The sequence below is a fragment of the Desulfobacula sp. genome (assembly GCF_021107415.1).
The window spans coordinates 1-13,690 of the sequence record NZ_JAIOSW010000151.1; the positions used below are offsets into that span (position 1 = coordinate 1).

Genomic DNA, 13,690 nt, shown 5'->3' on the forward strand with positions numbered 1-13,690 from the left:
AACTGACGATTAACCAGATTCATTTGTGTCTTATTAAGTTCAAGTACCTGGGAAAGCAACCGCAAAGCAAGTAAGTTTGTAATCACTCAAAAAAAACCTTCCTTACCATTTTCGCACTTTTTATTTTCAAAATCTGAAAATAAAATATCGTCGTTACTCTTAATATCATCAATAATTGAATCCACATCCTTGTGCTTAGCCACTATATCATTTTCAAACCTTATATGGACAGCATATACAAATTTCTGGCTGTTCAAAGCATTTTCAAGTCGTTTTTTATCAACATAAAACTCCTTATCGCGAAACAATGAACTGTCACCAAGGGGTTTTATAATCTGAAGGGTATCCTCTGATTTTTTTACCTTTTGCCGGGGCTTTGGTTGCCTGGCCTTTACAGAAGATTTGGATTCTGCCATTCTGGGGGTTTCAGGATTGAGTATTTTTTGGAGCGCAGCTTTCTGGGTTTCATAATCACAGGCCTGATCTGTGCCCATTAAATCCACCATGAGCTTCATTTTATCAAAACCTGACAGGAGCGCATCTACTATTTCAGAAGTAATAACAAGTTTTTTTTCCCTGACCCTCATCAACACGTTTTCCATGGCATGGCCCAAACTTGCAAGCGCTTTGAAATTAATAAATCCAGCACCGCCTTTAATACTGTGAATGGATCGAAATGCGTGATTGATCAGATCATCATCAACGTTGCCACCCTTTTCTTCCATGGCCAGAAGATCCGGTTCCAGGCTGGCAAGATCATCTTTTATCTCTGCAATAAATTCCGATGACATTGCATCTAAAGAATCATGTTCTTCACTGTTCATAGCTCGTCCTTAGCTATTTCATCCTTTATTTGGGTGGTTGACAATATTTTTTGAGCATTTAAGATCATTAAAATTTCTTGCGGCAGGTTAATAATATTTTCCATATATTTTTGGATATCCGGTTCAATATTGGCAGGGATGGATTCAATATATTTTTGATCAGCCCCTATTACATCACCGATTTGATCAACAATAAACCCAACATCTTTATGTTTAAAAATAATAATGTGGCTATCAGGATGGATATCGCGCTTTTCAAGCCCCAGAAAAATACCGATATCAAGAACTATCAGTATCTGACCTCTCAAATTTATCAACCCTAAAACAAACGCAGGGGCTTGTTGGACCTTTGTAATCTTTATATAGGGAACGATTTCCCTGATATCCAGAATATTTATCCCGATCAGATTATCTGCCAGTCTGAAAGTAATATACTGGGATTTATGATTAAACCTTGTCAGATTCATACCTTATATTCTAAATATTTTTGTCAATTGTTTGAGCTTCACTGCAATCTGTGCCAGTTGATCTGTCTTGTCTTTTTGTGACATGGAATTTTTTAAAATATCATCCACCATCTTAGAAAGTCTCTCGGAATTTTCCGATACTATTCTTACTCTCTGGGATGATAGTGTGACATCTTTGGCGATTCCACTCCCTGCTATTGCTGTCTGTTCCAGGTTATCGGAAACACCCCTTTCAAGATCCATCACATGCTTCATGCTCTCGGCCGCTTCTTGAATTTTATCTGCTGCAAGATTAATATTTTTTGCAACAGAATTAGCTGATTCGGCTGATTCGGCAATATTTCTTGTGACTTCATTGGTTGTGGCAGTCTGTTCTTCAACCGAGGATGCAATGGTTCCCATGATGGTGTCAACCTCGGTGACCACCTTTGTAATATCTTTAATGGCTTTAACAGCTTCTCCGGTATTTTCCTGTATGCCTTCTATTTTTCTCCGAATATCCCGGGTTGCACCAGAGGTCTGCTTTGCAAGCTCTTTCACTTCATTTGCAACAACTGCAAATCCTTTCCCGGCTTCACCGGCACCAGCAGCCTCAATGGCAGCATTAAGTGCCAAAAGATTTGTTTTACCGGCTATTCCATTTATTAAATTAATGATATCACCGATCTGGGAGGCTGCCTCTCCCAGCTTATTGACCACTTCAAAGGTTCTGGAAGCCTTTTTGGAAGCACCACTGGTAATGGCTGCACATCTGGAAGAACTTTTTGTAATTTCACTTTGACTGGCATACATCTGCTCCATGGCAGTTGCAACTGTATTTACGGAAAACGACATTTGTTCAGCTGCTACGGCAACCGATCCGATATTAGCGGATGCTTCCGATATATTCAAATTTGAAGCTGTAATTTCCATTGACACACTTACCGAAGTCTTATTGACATCATTGAGCTGTACACTTACCTCTTCGGCAGTAGATGCAATACTGGTTATATGTTCTAAAATTTCCATTGCTGCTGATGATACCTGGACAGCCATTTTATTTCCCTGGTTGGCGCTTGTATCAATTTGGTCTGAAATTTGTCTGACCTGTTGAGAAAAATTATCCACTGAATCACTGGTATCCCTTATCTCATCCATGGTGACATTCAATTTTGATGCCATCTTAGAAAAAATAATCCAGATAAGAAAAATAAGAATACCCACGCCCAGAACACCAACCAGGACACTGATATTGCGTGCCCTTCCCATTGATTTCACAGCATCTGAATTATCCACCATGACTGCGATACCGCCGATGATTTGTCTTGAACTGCCATGGCAATGATGGCACCCTTTTTCATTCAGGCTTGGCATGAGTGAACCAAAATAGAATCTATCCCCTATTTTTTTCCTAATCAGGCCACCGGTCTCACCCGTTTTTAACATATTCTCATTTTGCGCCACAATATCAGGATTATCCAGAAAATTATAAATTGATTTCCCAATGGTTTCAGGGTTTGTTGAAAAACTGATCTTTGATTGATAATCATAAACAGATACATTGATTTCAGGCAATACTTCATGAAATCTTTTAAATTGATCCCTTACAATATCATTATCACCGATAGAGAGCGCATCTGTCATTCCCCCGATGATGAAGGCTGAAATCTCCTTGCAGCGATTTTCCATATTTTTATCATGCATATCTTTCTGAAAAAAATATCCAATGCAGATCACTGCCACGAGGATACAGAAAACCACCATTGAAATTGTTATGGCCGATCTAATCCAGCCGTGCCTTTTATAATAACTGACCGGGTCCATAAATCCCCCTTAAAAGATTGTAAAACAAAGGCGCTTAATGTATAAGCCTGACATGACTTGTACTTTCCAAAACAAAATCCGCATCAACACCCTGTCTCCAAAACCAGGAATCACCATCTGGTATTCCAGAATACCGAATATCATCCACTCGATTTTTAGTAAAGGTACGTACCATAATTTCAGGTCAATGGTAAATGAAATATTTCAAAAAGATGATTTTATCGAACCCTTTTTAAGCGATGAAGAGATCAACACCATCAATAACTTTAAAGCCCTGAAAAAACAGATGGAATGGATAAGTGGCAGATATTTGATTAAACGAATGACCCAATATTTTTTTTTTAAGAACTCTTGTCTTGATCAAATCACACTCTCCTATCTTGAACAAGGGGCTCCTTTTCTGACAAATCACCCTGATATTCCTGTTTCACTCTCCCACAGCAACGATTATACGGCAGCCGCATGTTGTAAAAACAAAAATCAAACCATTGGCCTTGATATCGAAAAAATCACAAAAAAGCCGGATGACAATTTCATGAAAATAGCATTTACACAAAATGAAATTTTAAACTTGAAAAATGATGCCGGGCCTGTTCCTATTTTCAAAAATTGGACCATCAAAGAAGCCTATTTAAAATATATCAAAAAAGGTTTTAATGAAAGCCTTCACCGGGTGGAAGTCATCAACAATGAGATCCGGCATAACAAAAAAAAAACCAATGTGGATGTTTATTCAACATTCATTGATGATGATTATGTTTTGTCCCTTGTTTCAGATTAACTTTTTTCTCAACATGGCCTTTAGTCATGGTCAAACACATATCCCACAGACCGCCTGCTAATGAAATAGATTGGTTTTTTAGGATTTTTTTCAAAATATTTTCTAAATCTGACAATAAAATTGTCCACTGTCCTTGTGGAAGTATCCCTTGAATATCCCCAGCCCGTGGTCAGCAGCATTTCCCTTGACAGAGGCTTTCCTTTATTTGCAATGAAAAGTTTTAACAAAACAATTTCCTGGTCTGTTAAAATAATTTCACCCACAGCACACCGGGCTTTGAATGTGACAAAATCAATATGATTATCGCCAAAATCGTAATGATCTCCCTCAAACATTTTACATGTGGCCTTCAGGTTACGTGTGACCTTTAGGTTATGTGTGATCTTCAGGTCATATTCCGGATTTCCATCCTTTTTCTCATCTTCATACCAGGTCTTTTTTTTGATTAACCGCTCAACTCTTAAAAGGAATTCCTCCAGGTCAAAAGGCTTTGACAGATAATCATCCACACCGTATCGAAGCCCTTTGACTTTATCCTTTGTATCCCCCCTGGCAGAAAGGATGAGCACCGGTATTTTTTCATCTGACCGCCGAATGGTTTTTAAAATAGAAAACCCGTCGATCATGGGCAGCATAATATCAAGAATAATCAAATCCGGTTTCCAGACCCGCCATTGTTCAAGACCCTCAAGGCCATCTGCGGCAATTCTTACCTGATATCCCTGGATGGAAAGATTCAAGCGGATTCCATCTGCTATATGCCTTTCATCTTCTATGACCAGAATACGCTTTTTTTCAACCGCCTCCATAAATTCTTCTCCCTGACATTGGCAATGCTTGCCCTTGGAATGGCAATCGTAACCGTTGCGCCTTTTCCTTTCCCTTCACTTGTAGCCGATGCTCTCCACCCATGGATACCGGCAATGCTGGAAACAAGGTACAACCCAAGACCCGATCCCGAGACATCATTTTCATGATTCCGGCCGGATTGATAAAACTTTCTGAAAATTTTTTTTGCCTCCTTTTTATCAACGCCGATCCCATTGTCTATAAACTCAATGGTCACTTTTTGTATAAAGCTTTTAAACCGGATGGTGAGTTTCGGCGTCTGGGATTCATTATACTTAATGGAATTTGAAATGATGTTCATTAAAAGCATCTCAAATAAAAACAGATTCACCGGATAGACCATCCGGTTGGCAGATTGATTTTCAATCTCAATATCCAGATTTCGAAAAAGAGATGCATTTTTTTTACAAAAATTTTTTACAAGCTTAATCAGATTATCCCGGGTGACTTCGGAATCAAAGTTTTGACTTTCAATCCTGGCAAGGTTGAGAATACTGTTAATGTTTTCCGTAAGCCGGTCAATATCTTCCAACATATTCCGGCTGTATTTTTTTATTTCATCCGGCTCTAACGAATGCCGGATAAAGGTCTCAAGGTAAATCCGTAAAGAGGTTACAGGGGTCTTGAGTTCATGGGTGAAATTATAGATAAAATTATGCTGAAGCCTGAAAAGATTAACGGTTTTCTGGTAATAAATAAATGCAAGGAGAATACCTGTCAATACCACTGCAATTAAAGCGCTTAAGATCAGTATGGTCATCCCGGTTTTTGAAGGAAAAATCAATTTTGGATCGATATGAAATTTCAGAACAATCACTTCCAGGGCCGATGTAATTTCCATGTACCAACTCACCGTCAGCACAAGGAATGTGGCCAGGGCAAAAATGGAACAGGTAAAAATAAAAACAGGGTGAAGATACCACCGTGAGGGATTTAAAATTTGCATGTTCAGCTGTTTTCCCGGTAGTATTGCTCCTTTAGCGCTTCGCACAACACCTTTAGATCACTTACAGGCTTAATCAGGACCTTGTCAGATGTAACTCCCAATGCCTTGACAGCATCAGGCGGTATATAATCAGCTGATCCGGTATGAACGACAAATTTTATATCAGGAAGAATTTTTCTGGCTTCAATCATAAATGTATTTCCATCAATTCCCGGGAGACGGATATCAACGACCGCTTCATCAATGTGGTTGTTCTTTATTATTTCAAGAGCTTGTTCTCCACTTTTCGCCTGAAAAATAATATACCCGTCATCTTCCATATACGCAGCAATACTTTGTCGAATGCTTTCTTCATCATCAAGGATTAAAAAATGTTTGGGTCTTACCATTATTTTGTCTTCCTTACTAAAAGCCAAGGATTATTAGCCTATTGTTTTAAAATCTTCTGGATCTCATTTGAAAGATCCCCCACTGTCACAGGTTTCATAATAAAACTTTTTATACCCGCTTCTTTTATTTTCATTTTATTGATCATTCCGGTATATCCTGAGCAAAGAATAATGGGGATATCCTTCTTAATAGCCAGCATATCCTTTGCAAGGTCAAGCCCGGTTTTACCCGGCATGGTCTGATCCGTTACCACAAGGTCTATAGTATGATAATTTTCTTTAAAAAAATCAAGTGCTTCTAAACTGGAAAAAAACAATTCAACATTATATCCAAGAAACTCAAAGCCTTCTTTGCACATCCGGGCGATATCTTTGTCATCATCAACCATCAAAAGTCTTTCACCGGAACCAACCTTAAAACTTTTGGCCGTGCTTTCCCGATTATCCATATTATTTTCAGTATCCACAACAGGCAGCAGGATGGTAAAGGTGGTTCCTTTATCAGGTTTAGTTTTTACCCTGATATCTCCTTTACATGATCTCACAATACTATAGGCTGTTGCAAGTCCGAGACCTGTGCCTTTGCCCTCTCCTTTAGTAGTAAAATAGGGATCAAAGATTCGATCCACAACATCCTCACTCATACCACTGCCGGTATCAGATACCTCAATGGAAAGATAGACACCTTTGCCTCCAGTCAGATTCGGATATTCCAGCATATCCGTGCCTGTTAAAGTAATCTCTTTTAATCCCACAGTTAATGTACCGCCTGTCTGTTCCATGGCATGATAGGCATTGGTACACAGGTTCATAATCACCTGATGTATCTGAGTGGGATCCGCTTCTACCGATCCACAATTTCTGTCAATGTTATCAACAATGGTTATGGTTGAAGGAATTGATCCTTTAAGCAGTTTTATGACCTCTTTTGAGACTGGATGGATCCTTATCCTGCGTTTTTCTTCTTCACCACGACGGTTAAAAGATAATATCTGGCTGACCAGATCGGCCGCCCTTAATGCGGCTTTCTGTATTTTTTCGCTGCGTTTATAAACATTTGCCTCAGGATCAGAAGATTGCATGATCATATCTGCATATCCCAGAACAGGGCTTAAAATATTGTTCAAATCATGTGCAATTCCACCGGCCAGGGTTCCGATTGCTTCCATTTTTTGAGCTTTTCTAAGCTGTTTTTCAAGGCTGTGCCATCTTTTCTCTGCCTTTTTCTTTTCAGTCACATCCAACAACGAGACAACCGCCCTGTCAGTTCCGGGAATAACCCCTAAGCTGACATAGACATATTTTTTTTCTTCATTGTTGCCGATAAATTTTATTTCATACTGCATGGGAGCATAGTCATCTATTTCGAGATTTACCTTTGCATCAATATAATTTCGTATGACTTCGATATCTTCAGCTGCCACAAAATCAACCCATTTTTTCCGGCCTGCAATATCCGGACTGTCCATCCCGGCGAACTCGCAAAACTTTGAATTCACCATTGATATGGTATCATCCGGTTCAATAATGATGGCGGCAGTTCCCGTATATTCAAAAATGGCCTTATACCGTTCTTCACTTTGCTGAAGTTCGTGGGTTCTCTCTTTTACAAGTTCTTCCAGCCTTTCCTGATATTGTTTATTCTCTTTTTTGAGTTGACTGGCTTTCAGGCATTTTTGCACTGAGTGATACAGCACACTCATATCTTCAATGGGTTTAAGAATATAATCCCAGGCACCCAAATGAAGCGCTTCAACAACAGCGGAAATATTCCCTGTTCCCGAGGCAACGACCAAGGGGATATCAGGCGCTTTGGCCTTTAATATTTCAAGGACTTCAAGTCCACCCATTTCAGGCATTCGCAAGTCAAGTAAGACCAGATCCGGATTTTCCCGATCAAACACCTCAAGTCCATTTTGACCGTTTTCTGCCTCAAAAACAATAAATCCATAATCTTCAAGATAACTTCTTATACTCTGCCTGATATAGAATTCATCATCAATGGTAAGAATTTTAAATCCGCTGTTATCTTCCACAATTAACCGCCTGTATTACATATTACCATAACTTTTATAACATTCTTTATCAATATCCGCTTTCAACCTGATCCTGCACTACTTGAACATTATTCTTGGAACGGTTTATATGTCAAGCATTAATCACCTAAATATGTGGAAAATAATAATCTGATCTGCTATTAAAATGATTAAAAGGAGAAAAATGAAAATTTTTATAAAACATTATATACTCGGAATGGCTGTCCTTATATGGCTGTTGCCCTTAAACCTCTTTGCAAAGCCCTCCCTGCTTAACGTCCATGTCAGTATTCTTCCCCAGAAATATTTTGTTGAAAGAATCGGAAAGGGCAAGGTAAAAGTTGATGTCCTGGTAAAACCGGGCAAAAACCCTGCCACCTATTCTCCTTCACCGGACCAGATAAAGAAACTCATGTCATCAGATATTTATTTCAGGATCGGAGTGCCCTTTGAAAACGGTATTTTACATAAAATTGAATCCCTTGCCGGGGCAATGGTTGTGGATACCCGTAAAGGCATTGTGTTGAGAAGCATGAAGGAACACCATCATGATGGCAAAGATCAAAGTAAATCTATTGGTAAAGACCCCCATATCTGGATGAGTCCTTTGATTGTAAAAATACAGGCCCATACAATTTTCAAAACACTTTCCAACATCGATCCTGCCAACAGGGATGAGTATAAAAAAAATTATGAGCTGTTTATAAAAGATCTGGACGGGCTTGACCATCGTCTGAAAACACTGCTCAAAGATTTAAAAGGAGAAAATCTGTTTGTGTTCCATCCATCTTTCGGGTATTTTACAGATGCTTACGGATTGAAACAGGTTGCAATTGAAACCATGGGGAAATCGCCCAAAGGAAAAGCGCTTTCCAATATAATCAAGCTTGCAAAAAAACAGAAAACACGGATAATTTTTGCACAGCCCCAGTTTGACCGGAATACAGCACAAAAAATTGCATCTGCCACAAACGGTGTGGTGGTGTCCATTGATCCACTTGCCTATGATTACATGACCAACATGGAAAATATTGCACAATCCATTGCCGGGATATTAAAATAATAAATGATAGTGCTTTTCCCGGTACAATGCAATAAAAGATAACCGTATTTATTAAGGCTTAAATTATGCAAAATAATAATGATAATGACATCATATTAAATAATATCTCATTTGCCTATAAACAACGCAATATTCTGGAAAATGTTGACCTTGTCATTAAAAAAGGGGAATTTGCAAGCATTGTCGGCCCCAATGGCGGTGGGAAAACCACTCTTCTCAAGCTGATCTTAGGTTTGATCAAACCGGATAGAGGCGTCATCCGAATATTTGGAAAATCCCCGGACAAAGCCAGGCAGCAGATCGGGTATATGCCCCAGTATGCTCACCTGGACATGGACTTTCCAGCAACCGTCATGGATGTGGTTTTAATGGGAAGGCTTAGAAAAACAACTCTGTGGTTTTCAAAAAAAGACAGAATTGAGGTATTAACTGCCATTGATGAGATAGGGATGTCAGCCTTTGCCAATACAGATTTTAATGAACTTTCCGGCGGTCAGAAGCAACGCATTCTTATTGCCAGAGCCTTATGCAGCAGCCCGGATATCCTTTTGCTGGATGAACCCACTGCCAATGTAGATCAGCAGACAGAAAAAAATTTATTCTCCATTTTACAAAAACTGAACACAAAGATGACCATTCTTCTGGTATCCCATGATATCGGATTTGTTTCAAAATATGTAAAAAGCGTTATATGTGTGAATCGCCAGGTAGTCATTCACCCCACAACCCTGATAAACGGAGCCATGATAAAAGATATTTATCATGGAGATCTGAAAATGGTACGTCATGATCACAGGTGCAGCCAAAAAGGACACACTCATGATTGATATGGTTTATGCGATCTTTGATCCTGACAACCTGTTTTTGAAATATGCATTTATCATGGGCTCCCTTGCCTCCATTTCCTTTGGCATCATTGGAACATTTGTCACCATAAAAAAAATCGGTTACCTTGCCGGAGCCATTTCCCATTGCGTATTCGGCGGCATCGGCCTGGCACTTTTTCTTCAGATAAATGCAGGGCTCACATGGTTTGATCCGATGTTGGGAGCCATTCTCGCTGCAATCATTGCCGCCGTGACCGTTGGGCTTGTCAGCCTTCATGCAAAACAGAGGGAAGACACCATTATCGGTACGCTCTGGGCCGTGGGTATGGCATCGGGTATTTTACTCATTGACATGACGCCCGGTTATTTCAATCTCAGCTCCTACCTGTTTGGCGATATCCTGCTGATTTCAGGTAAAGATCTTTTGTATGTTGCCTGCCTGGATGTCTTGGTTCTTGGTATTTCCATCCTTTTTTTCAACCGATTTTTCGGTGTTTGTTTTGACAATGAGTTCACCTCCTTAAGAGGAATCAATACGACTTTTTTCTATCTCTTATTGCTCGTTCTTACAGCTCTGACCGTGGTGCTTATGGTCAGGATTGTGGGGATTGTGCTGGTGATTGCTTTGTTGACGATTCCATCAGCCATTGCCTCATTTTATGCAAAAAGGCTGTGGCAAATGATGCTTTATTCAATTATATTATGTACTTTATTCACATGGGCAGGTCTTTGCCTAAGCTACTCATGGAGTCTTTCTTCCGGACCCACCATCATCATATTAAGCGGTGCGGTTTACCTTGTTTTGCTGGTTACTCATAAATTTTTAAGATTATAATTAATTTAAAACACAAAACAGTCGCATAATGGGAACTTAAATTCTCAAGGTTGCAATCAGTCTTTCCAGAGTCTGAAAAAACCGGATCTGTGTAATCAACCAAAAATTCATTTGTAGTGCACCACAATATACTGTATCGTTAAAGTTCAATGAAAAACATTCAGACCATAGTAACGGGTGTGAATGCAGCCACGATAAAAGTGACCGATGTGAGTTGTGAAAATTTAATGGATTCAAATTTTGCCGATTATTATATAGAACCGGACAAAGACTATGCCGAAGCTATCACAAAATTTTAATAACTTTTCTCTGCGTATAAAACTTCTTTTATGCTATTCAATTATTTTTACAATAATCGGCGTATCCGGAAGTATTGCTTTATATTCCATTGTAAAAAAAATAATTGAACATGACATTGAACATGATCTGAAAAATTTGAATAATGCTATTTTCAAAATGGTGGATACCACCACAAGAGCGTCCATACAAAATTACCTTTACGGCATCAGCAAAGGAAATCTGGATATAATCCAATACCATTATGATCAATACAGAATGGGTAAAATGACAAAAGCTGGGGCAAAGAAAAAAGCCGGGGAAATCATGCTCAGCCAGCGTATTGGAAAAACAGGTTATTTCTTTGCATGGGATATCAGTAAGGCACCCGGTTCAGTTATACTGGCTGTGCATCCCAAAATACAGGGGGAGGATGTGGCAGCCGTTGATTTTGTACAAAAAGGTGCAAAACTAAAAAATGGTTACATCGAATATGAATGGAAGAATCCCGGTGAAGAGATAAAAAGAAAAAAATCCATGTACCTTCTCTATTTCAAGCCCTGGGAATGGGTTATTGCCGCCTCGTCTTACAGAGATGAATTTTATAAATTGATCAATATGGAAAATTTACAGAAAAGCATATTGTCGATAAAAACCGGGGATACCGGCTACCCTTATATACTTGACAGCAAAGGCGATGTAATCATCCATCCCACGCTTCAGGGCAGCAACGTATATAAGGCCCCTGATGCAAACGGAAGAATGTTTATCCAGGAAATCTGCGCCCTGAAGAACGGTAAAATGACTTATACCTGGGCAAATCCCGGGGAAAACCGGCCCAGGGAAAAACTGATTGTTTTCAACTATATTCAGGAATTTGACTGGATTATTGCATCTTCCTGCTACATGGAGGAATACCTTCAGCCGTTGCACGGCTTACAAAGAATGTTCTTAGGATTAACATTGACTTTCATCCTTTTATTGTTCCTGACCACTTTCTGGTTGAGTTCTTACCTAACCCGGCCTTTAAACAAGCTTATGAAAAATTTTAATGCCGGAGCCAAAGGGGCTTTTTCCGTTAGAACCGACATTACATCAAAAGATGAAATCGGCAAACTTGGGTGTTATTTTAACAAATTCATGCAAAACTTTGAGGAATACAATAGCAAATTAATGCAGTCAGAAAAAAAATACCGGAGTATTTTTGAAAATTCCATTGAAGGAATTTTTCAGATAGACTCAATGGGAAAACTGATTAGCGCCAACCCTTCCCTTGCAACAATCATGGGGTATGAAAGCCCTGTAGAACTTTTGTCTGCGGTCCCGGTTCTCGATGATGTTTATGTGGATCCAAAAAAATACAGGGAATTATTAAAAAAATTGAATCATCAGAACAGAGTACGCGACTTTGAAGTTCAGCTCTATAAAAAGAACCGAAGTATCATATGGGTCTCATTGAATATAAGGACCGTCACCGGCAAAGAGGGCAAACCAGGAATTAATGAGGGCTCGCTCATGGATATCACCCAGCGTCATTTGACTCAGCAAATAATGGTCCATACTGAAAAAATGCTTTCTTTAGGCGGCCTTGCCGCTGGAATGGCCCATGAAATCAATAATCCCTTAGCCGGAATGATGCAAAATGCACAGGTTATTCATAACCGGCTGACAAAAAATATGCCTGCTAATGATAAAATTGCAAAAAAAATCGGCACTTCAATGACTATTATTAAAAAATTTATGGAAGAGCGGAACATTCTTCACCACCTTGAAAATATCAATGAAGCAGGCATACGTGCGGCAACGGTCATTAAAAACGTACTGAGTTTTGCTAAAAAAAGTGATTCAAATAAAAATACACAATATTTGAGTCATTTAATTGAAAAAACATTAAAGCTTGCACAAAATGATTATGACCTGAAAAAAAGATACGATTTCAAACAAATTAAAATTACAAGGGACTATGATCCGGATCTTCCTTTTGTTTTTTGCAATGGAAGCAAAATTCAACAGGTCTTTTTTAACATTTTCAAAAACGCGGCAGACGCGATGCACGAAGGAAACCTGCACCATGAAAAACCGATATTAATCCTGCGCCTGTTAAAAGATGAAAACATGGCCCGCATTGAAATTGAAGACAATGGTCCGGGAATGGATAAAGAAACCTGCAAGCGGATCTTTGAGCCGTTTTTTACAACCAAGGAGGTTGACAAGGGAACAGGTCTCGGGCTTTCAGTCTCATATTATATTATTGTGGAAGACCATAAAGGTGAAATGAGTGTTGAATCAAGTCCGGGTAAAGGTACTTGCTTCATTATAAAACTTCCATTGGGACAGCAAGTTTCATAGGAGGGGCAGGTTGATGGATCCAGGTTAAACTTAAGTTTTAGGGCATTATGGGAAAATGCCGGGCGTGATGGGCCAAAACCGACATCAAACAGTATTGAACCTTGATTTGTTTTAAAAAGATAAGACACACCGGCATCCCCGATAAATCCCTCTTTTGCATGCCATTCCACAAGCACGGTCAGTTCAAGAAAATCCAGTTCAGGTAATTCAAGGATACCGGCTTGTTCTATCCGCTGGTTGTTCAA

General features: G+C 39.2%; 13 protein-coding genes and 1 pseudogene. 6 read left to right on the plus strand and 8 right to left on the minus strand.

From position 1 onward, the window contains the following. Positions 1-86 precede the first annotated feature (86 nt). Genes K8S13_RS08330 through K8S13_RS08340 form a run of 3 tightly spaced genes read right to left on the minus strand, consistent with a single transcriptional unit; the run spans position 87 to position 3,094 of the window. Positions 87-824, minus strand: coding sequence for an Hpt domain-containing protein (locus K8S13_RS08330; protein WP_291461903.1), 738 nt, complete (start codon positions 822-824; stop codon positions 87-89). Next, a complete protein-coding gene (locus K8S13_RS08335) occupies positions 821-1,291 on the minus strand; it encodes a chemotaxis protein CheW (protein WP_291461904.1) in 471 nt (156 codons plus the stop codon). The genes K8S13_RS08330 and K8S13_RS08335 overlap by 4 nt, the downstream gene beginning before the upstream one ends. A gap of 3 nt (positions 1,292-1,294) precedes the next feature. Then, positions 1,295-3,094 (minus strand): methyl-accepting chemotaxis protein, encoded by a 1,800-nt coding sequence (locus K8S13_RS08340; RefSeq protein ID WP_291461906.1) that lies wholly within the window; start codon positions 3,092-3,094, stop codon positions 1,295-1,297. Positions 3,095-3,131: 37 nt separating this feature from the next. On the opposite strand from K8S13_RS08340, the gene K8S13_RS08345 reads away from it, so the two are divergent. Next, complete coding sequence (locus tag K8S13_RS08345) at positions 3,132-3,875, plus strand: 4'-phosphopantetheinyl transferase superfamily protein (RefSeq protein WP_291461907.1); 744 nt, start codon at positions 3,132-3,134, stop codon at positions 3,873-3,875. Positions 3,876-3,895: 20 nt separating this feature from the next. Here K8S13_RS08345 and K8S13_RS08350 read toward each other — a convergent pair whose 3' ends face one another. The 4 genes from K8S13_RS08350 to K8S13_RS08365 are packed head-to-tail and all read right to left on the minus strand — an operon-like array spanning position 3,896 to position 8,095. Further along, complete coding sequence (locus K8S13_RS08350) at positions 3,896-4,684, minus strand: response regulator transcription factor (RefSeq protein WP_291461908.1); 789 nt, start codon at positions 4,682-4,684, stop codon at positions 3,896-3,898. Next, the gene (locus K8S13_RS08355; RefSeq protein ID WP_291461909.1) at positions 4,648-5,670 is read right to left on the minus strand and encodes a HAMP domain-containing sensor histidine kinase; all 1,023 of its coding nucleotides are present in this window, start codon (positions 5,668-5,670) and stop codon (positions 4,648-4,650) included. The genes K8S13_RS08350 and K8S13_RS08355 overlap by 37 nt, the downstream gene beginning before the upstream one ends. Before the next feature lie 2 nt (positions 5,671-5,672). Next, positions 5,673-6,059, minus strand: a complete 387-nt coding sequence (locus K8S13_RS08360; RefSeq protein ID WP_291461910.1) for a response regulator — start codon at positions 6,057-6,059, stop codon at positions 5,673-5,675. Positions 6,060-6,097: 38 nt separating this feature from the next. Continuing rightward, the gene (locus K8S13_RS08365; protein ID WP_291461911.1) at positions 6,098-8,095 is read right to left on the minus strand and encodes a response regulator; all 1,998 of its coding nucleotides are present in this window, start codon (positions 8,093-8,095) and stop codon (positions 6,098-6,100) included. A 184-nt stretch (positions 8,096-8,279) separates the two neighbouring features. Between K8S13_RS08365 and K8S13_RS08370 the strand changes: the two genes are divergently transcribed. From K8S13_RS08370 to K8S13_RS08390, 5 genes are all read left to right on the plus strand, one after another. Beyond that, positions 8,280-9,158, plus strand: a complete 879-nt coding sequence (locus K8S13_RS08370) for a zinc ABC transporter substrate-binding protein (RefSeq protein ID WP_291461912.1) — start codon at positions 8,280-8,282, stop codon at positions 9,156-9,158. 65 nt (positions 9,159-9,223) lie between these two features. Continuing rightward, a complete protein-coding gene (locus tag K8S13_RS08375) occupies positions 9,224-9,985 on the plus strand; it encodes an ABC transporter ATP-binding protein (RefSeq protein WP_291461913.1) in 762 nt (253 codons plus the stop codon). After that, on the plus strand, positions 9,978-10,820 hold the full coding sequence (locus K8S13_RS08380; RefSeq protein WP_291461914.1) for a metal ABC transporter permease: 843 nt from the start codon (positions 9,978-9,980) through the stop codon (positions 10,818-10,820). Before K8S13_RS08375 ends, K8S13_RS08380 begins: the two co-directional genes overlap by 8 nt. Before the next feature lie 149 nt (positions 10,821-10,969). Then, positions 10,970-11,119 (plus strand): hypothetical protein, encoded by a 150-nt coding sequence (locus tag K8S13_RS08385; protein WP_291461916.1) that lies wholly within the window; start codon positions 10,970-10,972, stop codon positions 11,117-11,119. Beyond that, a complete protein-coding gene (locus tag K8S13_RS08390; RefSeq protein ID WP_291461917.1) occupies positions 11,094-13,445 on the plus strand; it encodes a cache domain-containing protein in 2,352 nt (783 codons plus the stop codon). Before K8S13_RS08385 ends, K8S13_RS08390 begins: the two co-directional genes overlap by 26 nt. Here K8S13_RS08390 and K8S13_RS08395 read toward each other — a convergent pair. Beyond that, positions 13,340-13,690: pseudogene (locus tag K8S13_RS08395) on the minus strand (hypothetical protein); the annotation flags it as partial. The gene K8S13_RS08390 and the pseudogene K8S13_RS08395 overlap by 106 nt on opposite strands.

Coding starts and splice junctions, on each gene's coding strand:
- K8S13_RS08355 (WP_291461909.1), bottom strand. CDS start 5,670: ATGCAAATTTTAAATCCCTCACGGTGGTATCTTCACCCTGTTTTTATT.
- K8S13_RS08330 (WP_291461903.1), bottom strand. CDS start 824: ATGAACAGTGAAGAACATGATTCTTTAGATGCAATGTCATCGGAATTT.
- K8S13_RS08335 (WP_291461904.1), bottom strand. CDS start 1,291: ATGAATCTGACAAGGTTTAATCATAAATCCCAGTATATTACTTTCAGA.
- K8S13_RS08350 (WP_291461908.1), bottom strand. CDS start 4,684: ATGGAGGCGGTTGAAAAAAAGCGTATTCTGGTCATAGAAGATGAAAGG.
- K8S13_RS08390 (WP_291461917.1), top strand. CDS start 11,094: ATGCCGAAGCTATCACAAAATTTTAATAACTTTTCTCTGCGTATAAAA.
- K8S13_RS08340 (WP_291461906.1), bottom strand. CDS start 3,094: ATGGACCCGGTCAGTTATTATAAAAGGCACGGCTGGATTAGATCGGCC.
- K8S13_RS08375 (WP_291461913.1), top strand. CDS start 9,224: ATGCAAAATAATAATGATAATGACATCATATTAAATAATATCTCATTT.
- K8S13_RS08345 (WP_291461907.1), top strand. CDS start 3,132: ATGTATAAGCCTGACATGACTTGTACTTTCCAAAACAAAATCCGCATC.
- K8S13_RS08380 (WP_291461914.1), top strand. CDS start 9,978: ATGATTGATATGGTTTATGCGATCTTTGATCCTGACAACCTGTTTTTG.
- K8S13_RS08385 (WP_291461916.1), top strand. CDS start 10,970: ATGAAAAACATTCAGACCATAGTAACGGGTGTGAATGCAGCCACGATA.
- K8S13_RS08370 (WP_291461912.1), top strand. CDS start 8,280: ATGAAAATTTTTATAAAACATTATATACTCGGAATGGCTGTCCTTATA.
- K8S13_RS08360 (WP_291461910.1), bottom strand. CDS start 6,059: ATGGTAAGACCCAAACATTTTTTAATCCTTGATGATGAAGAAAGCATT.